9 protein-coding genes are annotated in these 19927 nt (G+C 58.1%); 7 read left to right on the top strand and 2 right to left on the bottom strand.

Annotation, left to right across the window (positions count from 1 at the left end):
- Window positions 1-11: 11 nt before the first annotated feature.
- Window positions 12-761: an enoyl-CoA hydratase-related protein gene (locus AC07VV_RS21880; RefSeq protein WP_495037452.1), complete on the top strand. Its 750-nt coding sequence runs from the start codon at window positions 12-14 to the stop codon at window positions 759-761.
- Between the two features lie 263 nt (window positions 762-1024).
- On the opposite strand, the gene pyk is transcribed toward AC07VV_RS21880, so the two are convergent.
- Window positions 1025-2476 (bottom strand): pyruvate kinase, encoded by a 1452-nt coding sequence (gene pyk / locus AC07VV_RS21875; RefSeq protein ID WP_096818355.1) that lies wholly within the window; start codon window positions 2474-2476, stop codon window positions 1025-1027.
- 171 nt (window positions 2477-2647) lie between these two features.
- Here pyk and AC07VV_RS21870 point away from each other — a divergent pair, with 171 nt between their 5' ends.
- Together AC07VV_RS21870 and AC07VV_RS21865 are read left to right on the top strand one after the other, a co-directional pair.
- Window positions 2648-3034, top strand: coding sequence for a tetratricopeptide repeat protein (locus AC07VV_RS21870; RefSeq protein WP_007951249.1), 387 nt, complete (start codon window positions 2648-2650; stop codon window positions 3032-3034).
- A 215-nt stretch (window positions 3035-3249) separates the two neighbouring features.
- Window positions 3250-3609 (top strand): PilZ domain-containing protein, encoded by a 360-nt coding sequence (locus AC07VV_RS21865; RefSeq protein ID WP_129973149.1) that lies wholly within the window; start codon window positions 3250-3252, stop codon window positions 3607-3609.
- Window positions 3610-3654: 45 nt separating this feature from the next.
- Here the strand turns inward: AC07VV_RS21865 and AC07VV_RS21860 are convergent, their stop codons facing one another.
- Complete coding sequence (locus AC07VV_RS21860; RefSeq protein WP_495037451.1) at window positions 3655-4059, bottom strand: DUF6124 family protein; 405 nt, start codon at window positions 4057-4059, stop codon at window positions 3655-3657.
- Between the two features lie 466 nt (window positions 4060-4525).
- Here AC07VV_RS21860 and AC07VV_RS21855 point away from each other — a divergent pair, with 466 nt between their 5' ends.
- The 4 genes from AC07VV_RS21855 (at window position 4526) to AC07VV_RS21840 (ending at window position 19920) form a co-directional block, all read left to right on the top strand.
- Window positions 4526-7720 (top strand): hypothetical protein, encoded by a 3195-nt coding sequence (locus AC07VV_RS21855; protein WP_495037450.1) that lies wholly within the window; start codon window positions 4526-4528, stop codon window positions 7718-7720.
- Window positions 7721-7855: 135 nt separating this feature from the next.
- Window positions 7856-11479 (top strand): Tc toxin subunit A, encoded by a 3624-nt coding sequence (locus AC07VV_RS21850; RefSeq protein ID WP_495037449.1) that lies wholly within the window; start codon window positions 7856-7858, stop codon window positions 11477-11479.
- 12 nt (window positions 11480-11491) lie between these two features.
- Window positions 11492-15592, top strand: coding sequence for a Tc toxin subunit A-related protein (locus AC07VV_RS21845; RefSeq protein WP_495037448.1), 4101 nt, complete (start codon window positions 11492-11494; stop codon window positions 15590-15592).
- Entirely contained in the window at window positions 15589-19920 is a 4332-nt protein-coding gene (locus AC07VV_RS21840) for a hypothetical protein (protein WP_495037447.1), read from the top strand. The genes AC07VV_RS21845 and AC07VV_RS21840 overlap by 4 nt, the downstream gene beginning before the upstream one ends.
- Window positions 19921-19927: the final 7 nt, after the last annotated feature.

Here is a 19927-nt window from a genome sequence, read left to right as displayed (position 1 = left end):
CGAGACCTGCCATGCCCGAAGCCATCCTGCTGCACCGCGAACGCGGTTTGCTGACCCTGCGCCTCAACCGCCCGGACAAGAAAAACGCCCTGACCCGCGCCATGTACAGCCAGTTGGCCGAGGCGCTGAGTCAGGCCGACAACGACCCCGACATCAACGCCGTGCTGATCACCGGCAGCGCCGAGTGCTTCACCGCCGGCAACGACATCGCCGACTTCATCCGGCAGCCGCCGAGCGACCTCGACAGCCCGGTGTTTCACTTCATGCTCGAGCTGCTCGAATGCCGCAAACCGGTGGTCGCCGCCGTGGCCGGGGCGGCGGTGGGGATTGGCACGACGCTGCTGTTGCATTGTGATCTGGTGTACGTGGCGCGGGATGCGCGGTTGCGGATGCCGTTCGTCAATCTCGGGTTGTGCCCGGAGTTCGGCTCCAGCCTGATCCTGCCGCGTTTGCTCGGGCAGGCCAAAGCGTCGGAGCTGTTGCTGCTGGGTGAAGGCTTTACCGGTGAGCAAGCGGCGCAGTGGGGGATCGCGACTGAGGCACTGGGCAGTGGCGAAGCCGCGTTGGCCAAGGCGCGGGAGATGGCGCTGCGGTTTGACGAGCTGCCGGCCGAGGCGGTTCGCATCAGCAAACAATTGATGCGCGCGCCGGATCGCGAGTTGATCCGCAAGGTGATCGAGGAAGAGGGCGCGCTGTTCACCCAGCGGCTTCGTTCGCCGGAGGCGTTGGCAGCGTTGACCGGGTTCATCAAACGGCATTGAGATATCCGCCGACCGCCGACCGCCGACCGCCGACCGCCGACCGCCGACCGCCGACCGCCGATCGCCGCCGCACTCCGTGCACCGATCGTTCCCACGCTCTGCGTGGGAATTGCAGCCCGGGACGCTCCGCGTCCCATGCCGAAGCGGACGCGGAGCGTCCATTGAGGCATTCCCACGCGGAGTGTGGGAACGATCAACACACCAAAACCGAAAAAGCCCCGCCATTCACATGGCGGGGCTTTTCGTTTTCAGCAACCGGTCACTCAGACCTGTGGGTCGCCCACGTGCAGGATCTTCATGCCGTTGGTGCCGCCGGTGGTGTGGTAGCTGTCGCCCTTGGTCAGGATGACCCAGTCACCCTTCTGCACAACGCCGCGCTTGACCAGCTCGTCGATGGCTTTCTGGCTGACTTCGTTCGGTGCCAGCGAAGCCGGGTCGAACGGAACGGTGTACACGCCACGGAACATCGCCGCGCGGGCCTGGGCTTCGCGGTGCGGGGTGAAGCAGTAGATCGGCACCGACGAACGGATACGCGACATGATCAGCGGGGTGTAGCCGCTTTCGGTCAGCGCGATGATCGCCTTGACGCCCGGGAAGTGGTTGGCGGTGTACATGGTCGCCAGTGCGATGCTTTCGTCGCAGCGCTCGAATTCCTTGCCGATGCGGTGGCTGGAAGTCTTGCTGGTCGGGTGCTTTTCAGCGCCGACGCAGATGCGCGCCATGGCTTGCACAGCTTCCAGCGGATAAGCGCCGGCAGCGGATTCGGCAGACAGCATCACGGCGTCGGTGTAGTCGAGCACGGCGTTGGCCACGTCGGAGACTTCGGCGCGGGTCGGCATCGGGTTCTGGATCATCGACTCCATCATCTGGGTCGCCACGATCACAGCCTTGTTGTGGCGGCGTGCGTGCAGAATGATTTTCTTCTGGATGCCCACCAGCTCGGCGTCGCCGATTTCCACACCCAGGTCACCACGGGCAACCATCACGGCGTCGGAAGCCTTGATCAGGCCGTCGAGGGTTTCGTCGTCGGCCACGGCTTCGGCGCGTTCGATCTTCGCCACCAGCCAGGCAGTGCCGCCGGCTTCGTCGCGCAGTTGACGGGCGTAGTTCATGTCGGCGGCGTCACGCGGGAAGGACACGGCGAGGTAGTCGACTTCCATTTCCGCGGCGAGCTTGATGTCGGCCTTGTCTTTTTCAGTCAGGGCCGGCGCGGTCAGGCCACCACCACGACGGTTGATGCCTTTGTGGTCGGACAGCGGACCGCCGATGGTCACGGTGCAGTTCAGTTCGGTGGCGGTTGCGGTATCAACGCGCATCACCACGCGGCCGTCGTCGAGCAGCAACTCGTCGCCCACGCCGCAGTCCTTGACCAGGTCCGGGTAGTCGATACCGACCACCTGCTGGTTGCCTTCGGTCAGCGGATGGCTGGTGGAGAAGGTGAACTTGTCACCGATCTTCAGCTCGATGCGCTTGTTGGCGAATTTGGCGATACGGATTTTCGGACCTTGCAGGTCACCCAGCAGGGCGACGAAGCGGCCGTGCTTGGCAGCGAGGTCACGCACCAGCTTCGCGCGAGCCTTGTGCTCGTCGGGGGTGCCGTGGGAGAAGTTCAGACGGGCGACGTCCAGGCCAGCCAGAATCAGCTGTTCGAGAACTTCCGGCGAGTTACTGGCCGGGCCAAGGGTAGCGACGATTTTGGTACGACGGACGGACATGCAAAGACTCCTCAGGTTCAAGCGCTCGCAGAGGCTACTATGCTCTTGGGGTGTAGTCATTGTTCGTTTGCACTACTTATCACTTTCTTTATTGAACACGACAATCGGCGCAAACGGCTCTGAAGATTTCTCACGAGGGGTCGATACAGAGCACAAGACAGGAGAACCCCCATGCGATTCGTGCCCATTGCCGCCCTTGCCCTCAGCGTCCTCGCCGTCACGGGCTGCACCCGTTGGTCGATGAACCATCATTTGAACAACGCCTACAGCGCCTATGACCGGGGCAACTGCGAGCAGGTGATGCTCGAACTGTCCAAGGTCGAACGCGCCAGCCGTGCCCGCCCTTACGTGTGGCCGGAAGTGTCGATGATGCGCGGCCAGTGCCTGGAACGGCAAAAAATGTTTGTCGATGCGGCGCAGACCTATCAGTTCATCATTGCCTCGTACCCCAACAGCGAATACGCCTACCGCGCCCGCGCGCGTCTGGAAACCTTGCAGAGCCTGGGCCACTACCCAACCCGCAGCGCAGCAGCCGTGGTACGTCCAACTCGCTTTTGATGGCGGTTGTCATACAAAAGCTGGCTGGCTGTACAAGGTGAGCTATAGTCCACAGACACCGGTGCAGATGCGCTCTGTACCGGCGCAACACCTGCGACCGGCATGAGACGACGTGGCAAGCGCCACACCGGAAGCGGGGAGAGCGGACCTGTCGGGCAGGTTCGTTCCGAAGCACAGTGCGGCCCAATCCTCGGGCCTGGCATGGCGATACGCTCATGTTTACCGACCGTCGAATCGAACGGCACCAGTTGCCGTATTTTCTGCGAGTGTTCAACAGCGTCACCGACAAACCCATCGGGTTTCTGGGCAACGTCTCTGAAGACGGTTTGATGCTCATCAGCCAGTTGCCGATGATGATCGGTGCTGAATTCAATCTGCGCCTGAAAATTCCCCTGGGCGAGGGCTGCCAGCAGGTCATCGACCTGACGGCTTGCTGCCTGTGGTGCCACGAAGACGCGACTCCCCAGCACTACGACGCCGGCTTCAGCCTGTACCGGACGCCGCCCGAGTATGGGCAACTGGTCGAGGCGTTGAAGCAGTACTTCAGTTTTCAGCCGTTGCCTGCCTCGGCCTGAAACCAAAAAGGGCCACAACCTGCCGCAGGTTGTGGCCCTTTTTTCTTACGCGGTTATCGCAATCGCCCGTTCGTTATCCAGCGTCCTCTCCGCCAGCAGCAACCCCATCTCGCTCAACTGATAGATCGCCATCGCCAGATGCCGCGGCTTGTCGTCCAGGCTGTCGGCCAAGTCGAGCAGCAGAATGCTGACCGAGGAAAAGGTCTCGTAGGTCTGGATGGCAATCGCCTCGGAATTGATCTCGGGATCGACCTTGAACATCTGCATGCCGCGATCCACGGAGTTGCGCGGTTTTTCGGGCGAGGGGTTGAGGTAGAAGTCGAGGGCCCGGTGGGCGGCGTCGTGGAGTTTTTTTGAATCGATAGAGGCGTAGGGGGAGACCGGATCAGGTTGATCGGTCGGGTCAGTTGGATCGGTGTCCGAAGGGGGATTTGGAACTGGCTTTTTCATGTATTTCGTACTCGTCGTTAGGGCCACCATTGGCTCGCGACTAAACGAGAAAAGGGTGGCGGCTGTAAGCAGGTTAGTCGACCGGGAGTACGTACCGGTGCGCCCGAGGGCGCCCTGCGAACAGCCACCATCGAGTGCGGGGATAGGGAATACCCGACTTGATGACGCTTATGCGCAACGTACTAAGACCCCGGGCGACTAAACCCGGCCGCTGATTGGCAGCGACGGGGATCAAGTTACGGGGCAACGCCAAGGCGCACAAGCCGGCGGATTCTGAGTGATTTGTAGGCAATGGCACAAGGCGTCGTAGCCCGTTGTTACGACTTGCAGGACGCTGCCGGAGCGGGTTGTGGGAAGAGTTACCGTTTGTCGGGACTGTCAGATTTTACAGGTGTCGGCCATGACCGAATTGGCATTAATGAGAACGGTCAGCTCGTGTCGTACACATCCCGTCGAGGAGCAGGTTATGGAAGATCATGAAGAAGGCGCCATTGAAAATGATGTTCCAGACACGAGTAATTCGACGTTGCCATCATTCATCAAGTCAGATGAAATCTTGGAGGAGCGGCAGGAGATCCGAGCCTACAGAAATTATGCAGGCACTGCCTATTGGTGCAGTTTGGAATTTTTCAGTGAATTTACTGCGGACGGGAGTCAATTCAAGTGCAGGACATCACATTATAACGCCAAGGATAATGGACAGAAAAAAGGCAACTTATATGTCAGAGCCAGCAGTCAGAGCACTTGGGAGCAACGCTGGAATGATATAGGTAATCAAAACGGCCAGTGGAATCCGCTGGTAGCTACCGGGTGGATTAATTCACCGAGCGGGAGCGCCACTGTTTATTTTTGGTACAAGTACGACAGATCGGGTGTTGAAGACGTAGAAATGGATGTGGACATCGTCCTCACCTTCAAGCCCGCCACGCCCGTCATTACAAGCCCCTCAGGGAATGTGACAACGACTCCATTCACGGTTACCGGCACGGGAGGCATACCTAACGCTGGAACTATCACCCTGCATAATGCCAATGGCGGTGCTCAACTCGCTACTGCGGTTATTGCGACCGATGGAAGGTGGACTGCCTCTGTCGCCTTTCCCCCCGGCCTTAAAACGCTGACTTACTACGCCAAACAGACTATCCGGAATTCTGTTTCAGGCGAGTCCAACCGTGTCACTGTGAATCTGGTGGTGGCTGCTGTCACCATTGACTCTCCAAAATCTGGTGACTCGCTGCGAGAGCGTCAACCGGTGATCAATGGTAAGGGCCATTCGGGAGCGACAATCAAGGTCTACGAGGCTGATAGTGGGGTGATTCTCTATGGATCTGGAACGGCCCAAGGCGGACAGTGGAGCATACGGCTGACCACACCGCTCCCCATAGGGCGGTTCACTTTTCATGTAAGCCAGGACTATGCCGGGGAAACGACATGGTCCGACAAGGTGCCTGTTTTCGTTTTGCCCAGATTGCCTTTGATTACCCAACCCGCCGCCCAATCAGAACAGAACCGTTCATTCACCGTCAGCGGAACCGGGGGCGAGGTCGGGGCCATCATGAGGATCCATCTCGATCTGAATGATGCGGTGGTTGGCACTCTTCAATCGGTAGCAGGGAATGACTGGAGTGTACCGGTCGTTATCCCGGCCAGCATTCCGCCCGGGGAAGTCCGCCTTGCTGCCCAGCAGACTTTGGGAGGGCCTTCCGATCGAAGCGACTATCGACCATTTAAAATAAGACCCCCACAACCGACCAAACTGACGGTACAGGTCGATGCCCAGGGCAAAGTGACCCTCGGAGGTACCGGGCATATCGGCGCGACGTTCTATCTCCACGTTGCGAACAACGGGACGCCTTTTCACTCCTTTCCCGTGGCAACTTCTCCCTGGATGGTGCTCTTTCCCGATTGGTTGCCGGGTACTTCCGAGATCCGTGGTCGACAAAGTGTGCCCGACAGTGCAGGGCAGCCGATCTATTCGGATTGGACGCCGGAGAACACCACGGTCGTGGTGCCTGTACCTCCTCCGACATTGAGTTTTCGCGTCAGCGCGGATGGCATTCCCAATTTCTTCGGCACGGGCAGGAACTGGTCCGGTCAACCGGCATCCAGAGTAGAGGTTCGGTTGAGCGGGGCCGACTCTGCGATCGTGCCAATCGTAGACGTTCGCGCCGATACGACCTGGTCCAGCACAGCAACCGTACGCTGGGCTCCTGGTACGTATCAGGTTACGGCCATTCAGTGGTTCACAACGCTGCAATCAGAAAGGGTTCAACCGCCTGTTTCGGTGGTCATCTCCGCCCCCCCTGCCGTTATCGAAAAAGTGACCCCGAACGGCTTGTTTGCAACGGTTGCTGGCCAATGCTGGCCGGGAGCGGTGCTGACGATCAAGTTCAGCGACGATACTACCCCCTATCCGGTTACGGATACGGACAAGAACGGGCAATGGGATTTTCAGCGCGCCACGGCGTTTCGACCCGGCAGGCACACGGTCACGGTCACGCAGACTTTCGGCGGGCAAACCTCTAATCCGGTGTCCATGTCCTTCGATATAGCGGTGAGCGTACTGGTGATTACCCCGCCACCCGGAGGGGAAACGGATCATTTGCCGGTATTGCACGGCACCGGCGGGATCGACGGTTTCACGATCATCGTTTTCGATTTCGTGACCCTCGACCGGTTGGGAGAGACGCTCGCAACAGGGAATGCCTGGTCGGTACAGCTCAAGGAGCTCGGCTACCTGACCCACACCGTTTTCGCCATCCAAGTGCTGGGTGACTTGCAATCGCTGCCCAGCACTTCGGTCGCTTTCAAAGTGGTTTTGTATGCGCCAAGGATCGACTTTCCAACAACAAGAACATCGGTCCCCCGTACATTCACGGTCGAAGGTTATGCCAGAGCAGGGAAAGGATCCGATCGGACTGAGGTCGATGTGTATCTCGACGACGTTCCCCATCGTATTTATCCGCATTTTGGCGATGGATATTTCAAACAGAATTTCACACGGCCAGTGGGGCCATGCGTACTGAAAGCCAGGCAGTATTTCAAGGATCAGGAGTCGCCACTCAGCCAGGATGTGCAGGTCACGATCGTTCCCGACAAGGCACTCATTGAAACGCCAGGTATTGATGAGGCTGTCGGACAGGCTGCGCCGATTTGCGGGTTCGGATACCCGGAAGATGACGTCGTGGTTGCTTTGCCGGGCGGTACGGAGCTGGGGCGGGCCAAGGTCCATGAGGACAGGACATGGTTTTGCTGGATCGAAATCCCAGGGACCGGCACTGACCTTTCACTCGTCACCGAGCAGCGCAAGGGTGAGTTCCACTCCGGTTGGTCCGAGGCAAGACCCCTGCAGCGCCTTGCGCCCCCACCCACATTCAACGAACCGTCGGAGGGCAAGTGGGAGGGAGCAACGCCCAGATTCGCAGGCGGTGCTCTGGCGGGTCCGAAGGTTGATGTGGTCGCCTGGTATGACTCCGAGGATAAACATGCCAAGTCTCTTGTGACCAACGGCGGACGTTGGGCCGGAATATCGGAGCGAAATCTGCCTGCTGGCCCGCAATGGGCCTGTGCCGTTCAGGTCGTGGGTGGAAAACATTCCATGCCAGCGGACAGCAAGCGATTCGATGTCGCGCCGCCTGACGAACCGCCAAGTCAGGCTTAATCCGACCAAGGGTCAAGTCTACTGTCAGTTCTGACAGTAGACGCCATCCGCTCGATGACGCCAAATCCTTTGCAGGCACCATGCGAAAGGCGCCGTTCCTTTACTGGAAGTCGTTTCAGACCCAGGAGCATCCACATGTACCGCTCTCCCGCTCAGATCGCTCAGAAGATGTTCACTCAAGCGGTCGGTAAACCCAAGCGCTCGTCCACGACGGCTCTGACACGTTTTTTCAAGGCGGGGGGATCGGTTGCCATACTGGCGCAGAAAGGCGTCGACGGATTGATGCACGACTATGGCCTGAGCCGGCAGCAGGCCGGAGAGTTCCAGCAGCGCCTCAATGTGCTGTCGACCGTGGTATTGCGGCAGTTCATCGAGCACCAGTTGACTGCCAGAGATGCCAGAGCTGTTGCGCGTTCGGGGCTCAATAACGGTCCGACTTACGCCTTGTTGTTCAAGCCGAACTTCGACGCGTTATGCCCGCCGGATGCGATCGAAGCCATTCATTCGCCTGCGGCGCATCTGACAGCCCTGTTGCATTGGGCATTGCATCGGCTGGGGGAAACCGATGGCAAGGACCTTCCGCTGGTCGGCCGGCGTACGGATCTCGAAAAACTGCTGATCGATGTCAAGGCCGTCCATGGTGCAGTGTCGTCGGTGGAAGTGATCAGCCACATCATGGAGCACTTCATCACCGCCACGCTGGGGCCCATTCAAAACCTCGATGAGGCGTTGAACCAGAAGGCCTTTCCTCGGGAACTGCCCTTTCACTGGCCCTGGGTTACGCTCGATCATGTACTGAAGGGACATGGCGAATCGGTGGGCAGCGTGGTGCGTCTGTGCGATTTGCAGTATCCGTACTTTCTTCGTTCGGCACCGTGGAGCGACAAGTCGGATGTCGCCCTCGTTCAAGCTGCACGGTTGAGTCCATCACAGCGGACAATCCTGACCGAGGCGAGTCATTTTCCGGCCGGGGCGGACGAGTTCTATCTGAAATACCTCGGTCTGAAGGACATTTCGGTTGGCAATCTGAGGCTCGTCTCCGTTTTCAATGAAAGAATGAAACTGGATACGCCGGCGCTTGAGGCATTGCTTTCGATTGAAGGTTTCACTCCCTTCCTATCCGAAAATGCGCCGGGTGTCGTCACGGGCCCTGTTACAGGCAAGGACCATGGGTCTGTCTTTGTTCATGAGGCAAAGACCCCGTCCATTACCATTGTCAAAACGGACTCGGGCCTTCTCAATCGTTTCGAGAATATGGGGAGGCCCGACGAGCCCGACGAGCCCGACCATTCCGAGCGGGTTGGTCGCGCCAATCGTATATTGCGACTGACTGACTGGTTGCGGTTGGCCAGTGACGAAACCGATCGACTGATCGTTGCGGCAATGCTCGCTGAAGTGCCCCCGCCGACCCCCTCTCGCTACTGGATCACAAGCAATACTCTGCGAGCTCTCGGGCTGTTCCAGGCACTGCGGGAGGTCTTTGGATGCACCGCAGAAGACTTCGCCGCCTTTATCGGGCCGCTTTGCGTTTTCGGGCGCGGCACGGAGCGTGCCCAATACGATCGAGTTTTCAACAGTGGTGCCACCGGTTCTCGTCCTTTGGTACTTGATGACCGATCCTTCCCGGTGATTCCCGTGACCGCTGCCGACCTGATTACGGTCAAGCAATTGTGCGCAGGCCTGGGTATTGATCTGGAAACCTATTTTTACCTCGCCAACCTGATTGCCGCCGCTCACGGCCTGGCTGAGCTCAAGTGCAGCTTGCCGATCGTGTCCGGTTTTTATCGCATGGTCAGGCTGCCCCGGTTACTGGGGATTACTCCGATCGAGGCGGTCCTGTTGTTGAATCTGACGGGAGGTCAGGTCTGGGTGAACGCACTGGCCGGTGTGCCGCAGATCAACAACCAACAATCAGCTGATAAGCCGGACGTACTGAGTGTGATGCATGCCTTGATGGATGGCGTGCAATGGGCCCGGACCGCGCAGTTGCCGGTGCACTGGGTGGTGCAACAAGCAACAGCCTGGCCACCGAGCCGGCCCGATGAAAGACAACTCTCGCTGTTTGATCAATGGCGTCGGCAGGTCCCGGTGGCTCGGGTGACGGAAGATGTACTGAAAATGGCCGGTATCGAGCCCTTGTCGAACAATCGCCAGTGGCTGCGGGCGTTGAGGGCGTTGGTTGACGAACAGGGACTGATTCGTGATTTTGTTGAATCAGCGGATCAGACCTACGAAGCCCACGCCCGGGAAATGACGGAGCGGGCCGTGGTGTTGGAGACGGGGAGCCTCGATACAGGTCTGGTGGCGCTGATTCTGGCGGTGGTGCTGCGTTGCCGCGCCAGTCAGAACAGTATGGTTCAGGAGGGGTTGGCTGCTTATAGCGGTCTGAAGCCGGATCTGGTTCTGCAGGTGCTTGGCTGGTCCGGCGCAAATGTGCATTTCGTATTGGCTCAGGTGCTCGGATTGCCGCAAGCCTCCAAGGACAGCGCTACTGTGCTGCGGCGGGAAGACCCGTCGAGCGATCCTGTTCTGCAGGTGTTGGCCGAGTTCTCGAGACGCAGCGCCGTGGTCGCGAGGCTGGAACTCAGCGGTGAATTTCTCACTCACTTCATCGCGAACGGGTATCGCGAATGGTTCGGTCTGCACTCGGTCGACGCATTCGAGCTTTCAGCGTTGTATTACCTGACAGTCTACAAACGTGCCCTGGGCATGAGCGATCAGCCGGAAACGAGGCTGGTTGACTATCTGCGCCGCGTTAACGCGCTGCCGGCCAACCTGAGCAATCACGGGCTTGAGCTGGTCCAGGAGCGAGCCGCGAAGTGGCTCGCCGAGCTGTTCAACTGGAGCGTGGATGAGGTGCGCATCTGCGCTGCCCATGTGAATCCGTCGAAAGGCTTGGTCGTGACCCTGCAACAGCTCGATGTGCTGACACGCATTCGCTTGTTTGCCCAAAAGACCGGTCAGAGTGCCAGGACACTCCTCAAGCTCGGGAAGCTGCCACCGGACAGCGAATATGCCGACTATGAGCACGTCGCAGACCTTGTCAGAGCCAGCCTGACGACCACGACCGAACCGATTTACGCTGACGACGTCATGGCCGTGGGGCTGGACGTGATCGTGCGCTGGACGACGGTGCCCGACCCCGTCAGGTTGATCGCTAACAAACCGGACGATTTTGCCGAATTTACCGTAACGGTAAAGAACCGCGAAGGCCAGGCGCGATTGAACGTCAATGTTCATTGCGCCACCACGCTGGGCCGGTTTGAAACTTCAATGATCACCACCGACGTCAACGGCACGGCGACGGTGAAGTTTTTCCCGGACAGCCGGATGGGCAGCGTCACTCCCGTTTTCAGGCTGGATCTGGGTGAGGAGACGGCCGCACCGAGGATCGAAATCGGGCCGGATATGGCCACACTCCATTTGAGAGCCCAAAACCCTTTCCCCGTGCCCGACAGCACCGTGCTGATCGGAACGCCGGTGACCTACCGCGCCATTGTCCTGGACGACTACGACAACCCCATCGCAGGCGCCTCGGTGAGCTGGAAACTCGATCCGCTGTCTCAGGGTGAGATCAAGACTGTGACTGACCGGCAAGGAGGCACCGAGGTGACATTCACCAGTGCCGAACCGCTTACCGTGAAGGTTAATGCGGCGGCTGAAAATTCGACGGCCGTTACGTTTCGCAATGTGAAGTTTGTCGAAGCCCTTCCCGCGCGCCGGCGAGTACCGGCGCCCCGCAAGCAACGCAAACAGTGACAGGAGATGGTGATGCTCAACAAAACTTCAGGTGAGCTGTCAGCCCTGCGTCGCAATGCGTTGATTGATTTCTGTCTTCACGCAAAACATGACAAGGCCGGTCATCCCTTTCCGATGAATACCCAATCGGCGGATGACCTTTGGGAATGGCTGCGCTCCGATCCGCTGGACAGCGACGAAATTGAAACCTCGTGGGTGGCGGAGGCCAGGAGCTGTTTGCAGTCCTACCTTTTTGCGGTGTTGCAGAAATTTGAACCGGGGTACGACGGGCGGGAGTTCGATCCTGGCCTTCTGCAAGAGTGGGATCTCGCCAGCCGTTACGGGTCGTGGTCGGCAAGCATGCTGCTGTTGTGCACACCTGAGGATTACATCACGCCTTATGTGCGCATCCGCAAAACCGGTTTGTTCAGGGCTCTTGAGAGTTATGTGAATCAGACCTCGATCACTGACGATTCGGTGCTCAAGGGCGCTCAGCGCTACCTGCGCAGCTTTGAAGAAACGTGCAATCTGAACGTCAAGACCGGTTATCTGGATGGGTCCAATCCGCTGGACACGCGTTATTACCTGGTGGGCAGGCAACGTGTTGCACCTTTCAGCTGGTTCTGGCGTGAAGCAAACATCGAACTCGCCGTCGACTCGACATCGGTCAACCCGACGGCATGGCAAGAGTGGAAGTCTGCCGACATCCCCACCGATGACACCGTGCTGGACTGTCGCATGGTCTATTGGGAAGGCCGGCCTTGCATGGTCTGGGTCCAATGGCGCCCGGGCGTTTTCGATAATGCGGGTCAACTGCAAAGCCTCCATGAGCTGGAAGTCATGGTGGCGTTCATCGCGCTGGACGACAGTTGGTCGCCACCCATCCGCTTGCATCTGCTGCAGACGGACAAGGACGTTTCGAAGGGTTGCCGGTTGGTCGCGGTGATTTTGCGCGACGAGATCGATACCTTGTATCCAAAGGGCAGGCTGGCGGTGCATGTCACCAATGCCCAGCCCAAAATCGCTACGTCGTCAGCGCTGTCTGTCGCGATCTACGAAACCCGTGACTCGCTGTTTCGCAAAGTGAAGGATGAAACGGCGGTCATGGATTACCTGGCCTATCACCTGTTTGTCGATCTCCATAGGCTTCAGCAAAAGATGCAGCCGAAGCTGTTTCCGTCCGTTGACAGCCAGATCACCAAGCCCGGCACGCTGGTTGAGTACCTGGGGATCAAGGCTTATATCGTGCGTAACAGCGCTGCTGAGCACTCGCTCTGGGTTCAGGGGTATTGTGCTCATGTCTCACGTGGCGATGGCACGAACGTTGAGTTCACGCTGAAAGTCAAATTCACCACCGGTGATGACCCGAACCCAGTTACTGCCAGTTACTCGAGTTCCGGCGGATGGGCAACGAAATGGCTGGAAATCAAACGGTCGGCGTTCAACAGCAGCACGATCACCGTGATGCTGGCAGGCGCCGCAGACAACGGTGAGCGAACCCTCGTCCTGACGGTCCCCGCCACGCTCGGTGATCATGGACCTCTGCCGTATATCCATGACACCGATGCGCAGGGCGCCCAGTTTCTGGCCTTCAATCAACCGGCAAACGTTTTGAAGTTGAAATACGTCCGGCTCAATACATTGATCGGTCACGAACTGGTGTTGCGCTCCAGTGTATCGATCGGCGCGTTGCTGGACTGGGCGACGCAGTTTCCGAAGGAGCCGCCTTTGCCCGAAAGCCAGGTCGAGCCGAACGGTCCGTTCGATGGTGCCAACGGTCTGTTTTTCTGGGAGCTGTTTTTTCACTTGCCACATCTGATTGCCGCCCGGCTGCGTGACGAGAACCGTTTTGAAGCGGCCCAGCGCTGGCTGCATTTCATATTCGAGCCGCAGTTGCCCGCTAAACCGGCGCAGGGTGATATCCCGGCAAGACCGCAATACTGGCATTGCCGGCCTCTGGACGTGAAAAAGCCCGACATCGCCCATGAAGTCTTCGCACCGGGGGATCCGGATGCTATTGCCTATTCATCGCCCCGGCATTACCAGATCGTGATTTTCCTCGACTACGTGAACAACCTCATCGCCTGGGGCGACTGGCTCTATCGCCAAATGACGCGCGACAGCCTGACGGCCGCCAAGCTGCAGTATGTCCGGGCCCGATCGATGATGGGGGCCAGGCCGGATACCCGTAGCGTCAATCGCTGGGTTGCAAAGGAGCTTGGTGAACTTGTGGGAGAGATGCAGACCCGACCGGCCCTCGCGGAATTTGAAACGACATTGCAGCTGCGAACAGAGGATTTACCGGTCAGGGCTGCGCGTACTCAGCATTTGGGTGTGTACGGTACGCGTTCTTTCAATATACCGGTCAGCCCGCGTTTGCTGACGTTCTTTGACCTGCCTGATCAGCGTATCGACAACATTCGCCATGGTCGGACAATCGACGGCAAGCTTGCATCCATCCCTCTTTTTACCGCCATGGATCCAAGTGAGTTGTTGAATCGCCTGGCAGCCGGTAACGCGGGACCGGTGCGACCGATGGGTGGACAGTTGCGAGTGGCGGTCTATCGCTGGGACGTACTGTTCAATGCAGCGTTGCAGATGGTGCAGTACCTGCAGGAGCTGGGGAACGAAGTACAGCGTCTGCTTGAGCAGCAGGATCGTGTCCAGCAGGAGACGTTGCAGCAACGCCATTTGACTGAGCTTGGCGAATTCGCTCGTCGGGCACAGGAAGAATCCATAGCACGTGAGGTCGAGGGCCTTACGGCGTTGCAGCACAGCAGAACCATGGCCGAAGAGCGTGAGCTGCACTACGCCGATCTGTACGACAAGCACATTTCTCCCGATGAGTTCAAAGTCATGGAGCATGTTGAAGCCGCTTCGGGCCTCGCTTCTCTGGCCACTGGCTTTGAGATGGGGGCAGCGGTAATCCATGCGTTCCCCAAGATCTTTGGATTGTCCAATGGCAATCATGAGCCGGCTTATCTGGTCAGTGCCGTGGGATTTGGTTTTCGGATGGCCGCAGACGTGCAGCGCGCCAATGCCGACAAGACGGCCACCTCCGAAAGCTATCGTCGTCGCCGAGAGGATTGGTGGTTGCTGCGTAATCAGGCCAATACTGAAAAGAATGCGATCAGTGCCCAGATTGCAGGTCAGGAACGGGCCATCAATGCAGCAAGGATCAATCTGGAACACACCCTTGCCGCGAATAACCAGGCGCTCAGACTGTTCGAGTTCCTGCAGACCCGGGCGACCAATCTGGAGCTTTACCAGTGGTTGATGGGGCAACTGCAGACCTTGCACTTTCAGGCGTATGACGCCGCTGTTGCTCTGTGCCGGAGTGCCCAGACAGCCTTGCGGGCGGAAACCTGTGAGTTCGATGCCTATCAACTGAACACCGATGTCTGGCGCGACCAGCGGCGCGGCTTGACGGCTGGCGCGACATTGCAGGCCGGTTTGTTGCGAATGCGGTCGGAATATCTGCAACGCAATGAGCGACGCCAGGAGATCGTCAAGACCGTTTCGCTACAACGCCTGTTCAATGATCCGGCGACCCGGCCAAAGGGTTTTGACAACTGGACTGATGCGCTGGAGCACTTGCTGGCAACGGGCACACTGGATTTCGAGCTGATTCAGCTGCTGTTCGATCGCGACTACCACGATCATTACTGCCGTCAGATTTCTCGCGTTGAACTCAGTCTGCCGGTGCTCATCGGGCCCTTCGAAAATGTGGTGGCGAACCTGATCCAGGTCGGTAGCTATATCGCCACAAAACCGTCGAACGAGTCTTTGGAATATCTGCACTCCGGTGAAGGCGTTGCGCCTGTCGATGTGCTGATCAACCTGAGCAGTGGGCAGCAGGTTTCCCTGTCCTCCGGGCTGGATGATACCGGTGTGGTTTCTCTCAGAGCTGACGAAGGCATGACGCTGCCGTTCGAAAACACCGGTGCCGTGTCGCGCTGGCGGATCGTATTTCCCTGGCATGTGAAGCAAAAGCCGATGCTGTTATCGCTGACCGATATCGTGATCAAGGTGTTCTATACCGCCAAGGTCGGGGATCTGGCTTTTTCCAGAAAGGTACAGGAACTGGTGAACGAGGCTGAGCGCAAGGTCGAGGCCAAGGGGACGCAATCATGAGCGAAAGAGGCATCGACACGGATCACAACTTCGTGATGAACGGCGACATGACAGAGGGCTATGACCACTGGGAGGATGTGGCCAATCCGGGCGGTGTCGGTATCCGGGACGACAAATGGGGAGACGACATCGTATCGATCATGACGTTGACTAACCGCGCGGCGGTTCGGCAAAGGATGATCGTGCCGATCGGACAGCAGGCGGAGGCTCGTTATAGCCTGCGTTTTCTCTACGAGAACACCTATTTGTCATCGCCCGGGCTGGTCGTAGTCAATAAAAGGGGGAGTGACGAAAAGTTCGAAATAGAATTGCCAGCGAAGACAAAAGTGCAGGGTGCCGATCCTTTGGCGGTTGAACTGACCGAGATGCGCAAGGATTTGCCGGACAGCCTGGGATTGCAACCTGGAACTGAACTGGAGATCAATATGATCAGCCCGGCAAGGGCTGTGGGCGAACCCAGCTCTGTGGAAATTCGTCTGACCGGGATAGAGATAAAGCTGAATCTTCTGGCGCTGGGGCTGTTGGCCGTTTTCAATGATGGCAAACGTTTCGACGCGGGCAACGTCTTGCCGATCTGCCTGGGCGCTACCGGGGATCAACGTCACAGGGTTTCTTTTGCGGTTGATCCGCAGAGTGTCTGGAAAAACCTCGAAGCCAGTCTGTGGTTTATAAATAACCCGCAGGAGGCCATTACCACTGCACCCGAGTTGGGAAAATCTCAACTCATCAATCTGGACTGGTTACTGGATTCTCCAGACATGTCAGGCGAGGCGCCTCGTGAACTGGAGGCGAAAATTTACAGCAAATACTCGGCGCCAGCGTATTCGCTGTTGGTTTCCTGGGGGCATCATCTCTTGGAACTGCTCGCGCTCAAACAGGCCGAGACGTACCCGGTCATCGAGTACAACCAATCGGTGGAGCTGCAGGTTCAGGTCAGATCCTTCTATACCCACGCACCTGTAGCGAGTGAGGTGGTCTGGCGGGTAGAGGGTAAGGCGGGGAAGGTTCTGCTCCGGGCACCCACCGATGCTCAAGGTCGTGCGGCGTATCGGTACACGCCAACCGAGGAGGGGGGGAGCAGGGTTACCGCCTCGGTTCCCAGCCTTATGTCCGACGATGGCGAAGCGACGCATACCTTCGAGGTTCAGGCGTTTGCTATCGATCCGTTCAAAACCTTACAGGCTCGGTTCGATGGCGGGGCACCGGCCGTCTGGGGGGAGAAAACCCGCTATCCGGAGCGCGGTGAGTCATTCCCTGTCAATCTGGATATTCCTGCGGAGCATCCTCTGAGTGCCGCCGACTTTTTCCTGATCTGGGCAAATGGTGATTCTCAAGAGGACGTCGGAGCAACCGCTCGACCGAGCTTCGGGGCTCCTGCGCCTGTAGTTGACGGTACAGTCCTCTGGACAACGACCTTCGAGGACAAGCGCGACGGCCTGTTTGACTGGGTTCTCGGTTGTTCCAGGTTGCAGCATTTATCGCCAGGCAATGCCCTGTCGCTGGCTTACAACAGAGTCGAGATCGGCAAGACCTGGGGGCCGAACAAGTTGCCGATGGTGGACGAAAGCGAAATCGTCACCTGCATGGTGAATGTGCAAAAGGGCGACAGACAGCCTGTCAGTAACGTAAAAGTCGAGTTTGAAACACCGAAGGGTACAGTCACATCCCTCACGGGCGTGGATGGCTGGGCAAGCGTGGATTACTTGCCCGCCAATGCCGGTGATCAGAATATCGTCGCGCGGGTACAGCGCCACGAAGACGCGCCAGTGGATGAACATTCATTCGCCGTCAAAGCTTTGCCCACCAGCGCATGGAAAGGGCAGGTCAACTTCTCTTTGGACGGGAAACCGATTGATCGACTGATTCAGGGTGTGGTCTGTCGGCGTGGCAGAGCGCACAAGCTGAGGATTGATCCCGTAACGAACAGCAGCTTTATCGGCAAGTCGATTGCACTGCACTGGAATGCAAATACGCCCTCTTTACCGGGGTTTCAGCTGGACCCGCAAGTCGATGTTCCTCGGGTCATGACTATTTCCGGCCTTGAGTGGAAGATCACCTCGGGCACCGATCTCAGCGGGTTCTCGACATTGGCGTTCAGCAGTTCCCATTTGCCGGAAAAGTGCGAGTTTCCCTTGCGGCTGCTGGCCGCCGATCTCGCCAGTGAGGTCCGGGCGATGCTTGATCATGTTTCAGCTGAACCGGGTAACGACAGGTTGTATCCCTGCCTGTGGACGTCTCACCAGTCGATGTATATGCCATATGGGATCAGCGCACTGCATGGGCTGCCTGTGAAAATGGCCATCACACCCTTGGCACCGGGAATGGAGGTCAACCCACCACTTACTGAGGATGTCGTCATGACGGCGGGTGGTGCGCGCAGGCAACTGGACTTCACCAACAGCACAGCCGATTTCGAGATGACTCAGACCGCTTCCATCATGATCGATGGAGAGTCGCTGACGGCGCAGACTCAATTGAAGTTGGGCCATAACAAACTCAAGATTCTGGCCACGCGCGGTCCTGCCATTGATCCTGTCATGAGCAAGGGCGAGCGTGCCCGGGTCGAGTTTCGCTTGGGCTCGGCGTTCAATGATCAGCCGGTCAAGGGGGCAGAAATCGCGGTGCGGACCGGGAGTGCCGGGCCGGTTTCTTTACGGACAGATGCCGATGGCTGGGCACGGCACGATGCCCTGCCGAGTCAGGCCGGTATAAGCTTCATTACTGCTGTTGCTTCGAATCCTTACGATGGGTCAACGGCGGAAACCCGGGCGCAGCTCACTGCCCTGGCAACGGATCCCTGGCTGGATCTGGATCTGGATCCGGATGTTTCCGTGAGCGCTTCACAGCGGTATGTGTGGGCAGCCAACGCGTTGTTTCCGAGACGCGGTGAGGCCTTCGGTTTCCGTCTTTTTGCGAGGGATGGCAGCCCCTTGCTTGATCAAAAGTTAGCGCTGGGTCTGGTTAATCCCGGCCGGAGTGAGGTCGGGCTCGAATTCAATCGGGTGTTGGGTGAATTCCACACGCTGGATGAGCGGGGGCTGGATTTTGAGCTCAAGGATGGAGATGTGAAGGACGCCAGTGTGTCTTTGCAGTTGGCTGCCTTTCGCTTGCTGGAACGTTCTCCTGTTCAGCCCCTGTCTTTGGGAAGGCGAGCCCTTGTCGCCCGGATTACCTCGACCAGTAGTGTTCTTGAGGTCGTTGATTGGGGAGCAACAGTGAACGCTAAAGTCACCGTAACCGATGTGTTGACCGGAAAGGCCATGAGAGGTTTACCGATCCGGTGGGAGTTATCGGAGCAGGAAACGAGGGTGACTTTCACCGACTATCGGGGTATCGCTCGGATCAGCTTTGTTCCCGAAGTAGCGGGGCCCGGTATCATTGCCGCTACTGTTGAGGGCGGCGCTGATTCGTCGTCAGTCAACTTTCGTTATTCAATGAGCGAACCGTGCCGGATTGAAGAGTTGGTCGTTGATGTTCCGAGCGGAAATCCTGGGCAAAAAGTGTCGGCGCATGTTTTCGTTGTTTCGGCTCTCAGCGGGAAGGCGCTGTCAGGGATTGAGGTGGGCTGGCGGCAGGGCCAACAAACATTATCTTCGACATTCACCGATGCTCAAGGCAAGGCAACGATCGAGTTCTGGAGGGTGCCAGGTGAAACCCGATTGATCGCTTCGGTTCGAAGCGGTCTGGCCGGTAGCAATGTGAAGTCGCTGATACTGTCAGCCCCGCCGGATGAGTTGGTCGTTGCAGAGCTGGCCAGTGACAAAACCAGATTTTGGCTGGGTGAGACCATGACAGCACAGGCCCGAGTGCGCTATGAGCGACACGGGGGAGTTGCACCAGACGTACCGGTGGTTTGGCGTTTCCCGACTTCGCAGTCGCGCACCTCCATGACCAATGAAAATGGACTGGCAGTGATGCAAGAGATGCCTGCGCAAATTGGTTTGCATCAGTTGGCTGCCTATGTCCAGGAGACATCTGGCGGATCCAGGACTTTGAATTATGAGGTTCTTGATCCGCTTGATTCTCCTGACCATGCAGATATCGAGTCTGTGACAGCTTCGATCAGTCCGGTGCTCGTTAACACGTACACCACAATGACCGCGCTGATTGTGGCAACGCGGTCCCGCCAGCCTATGGCGAACAGGAAAGTCTTCGTTTCCAGAAATGGACAGCCAAGCCAGGAATCAAGCACCGACAATCAGGGCAAGTACTCGCACTCCTGGTCGCCGACTTCAACCTCTGAGCAGGTTTCTCTTCGGGTCACCCTGGAAAACCCCGGCGGTACTTCGGTTAGCAAGGGGGTGACTGTGCCTGTTGTGGAGCGTTGATTCGGAA

The sequence above is a fragment of the Pseudomonas sp. GW821-FHT02C04 genome, assembly GCF_059421845.1.
Note: the sequence above shows the minus strand (reverse complement) of the source record. Positions and strands in the feature narration are given on the sequence as shown.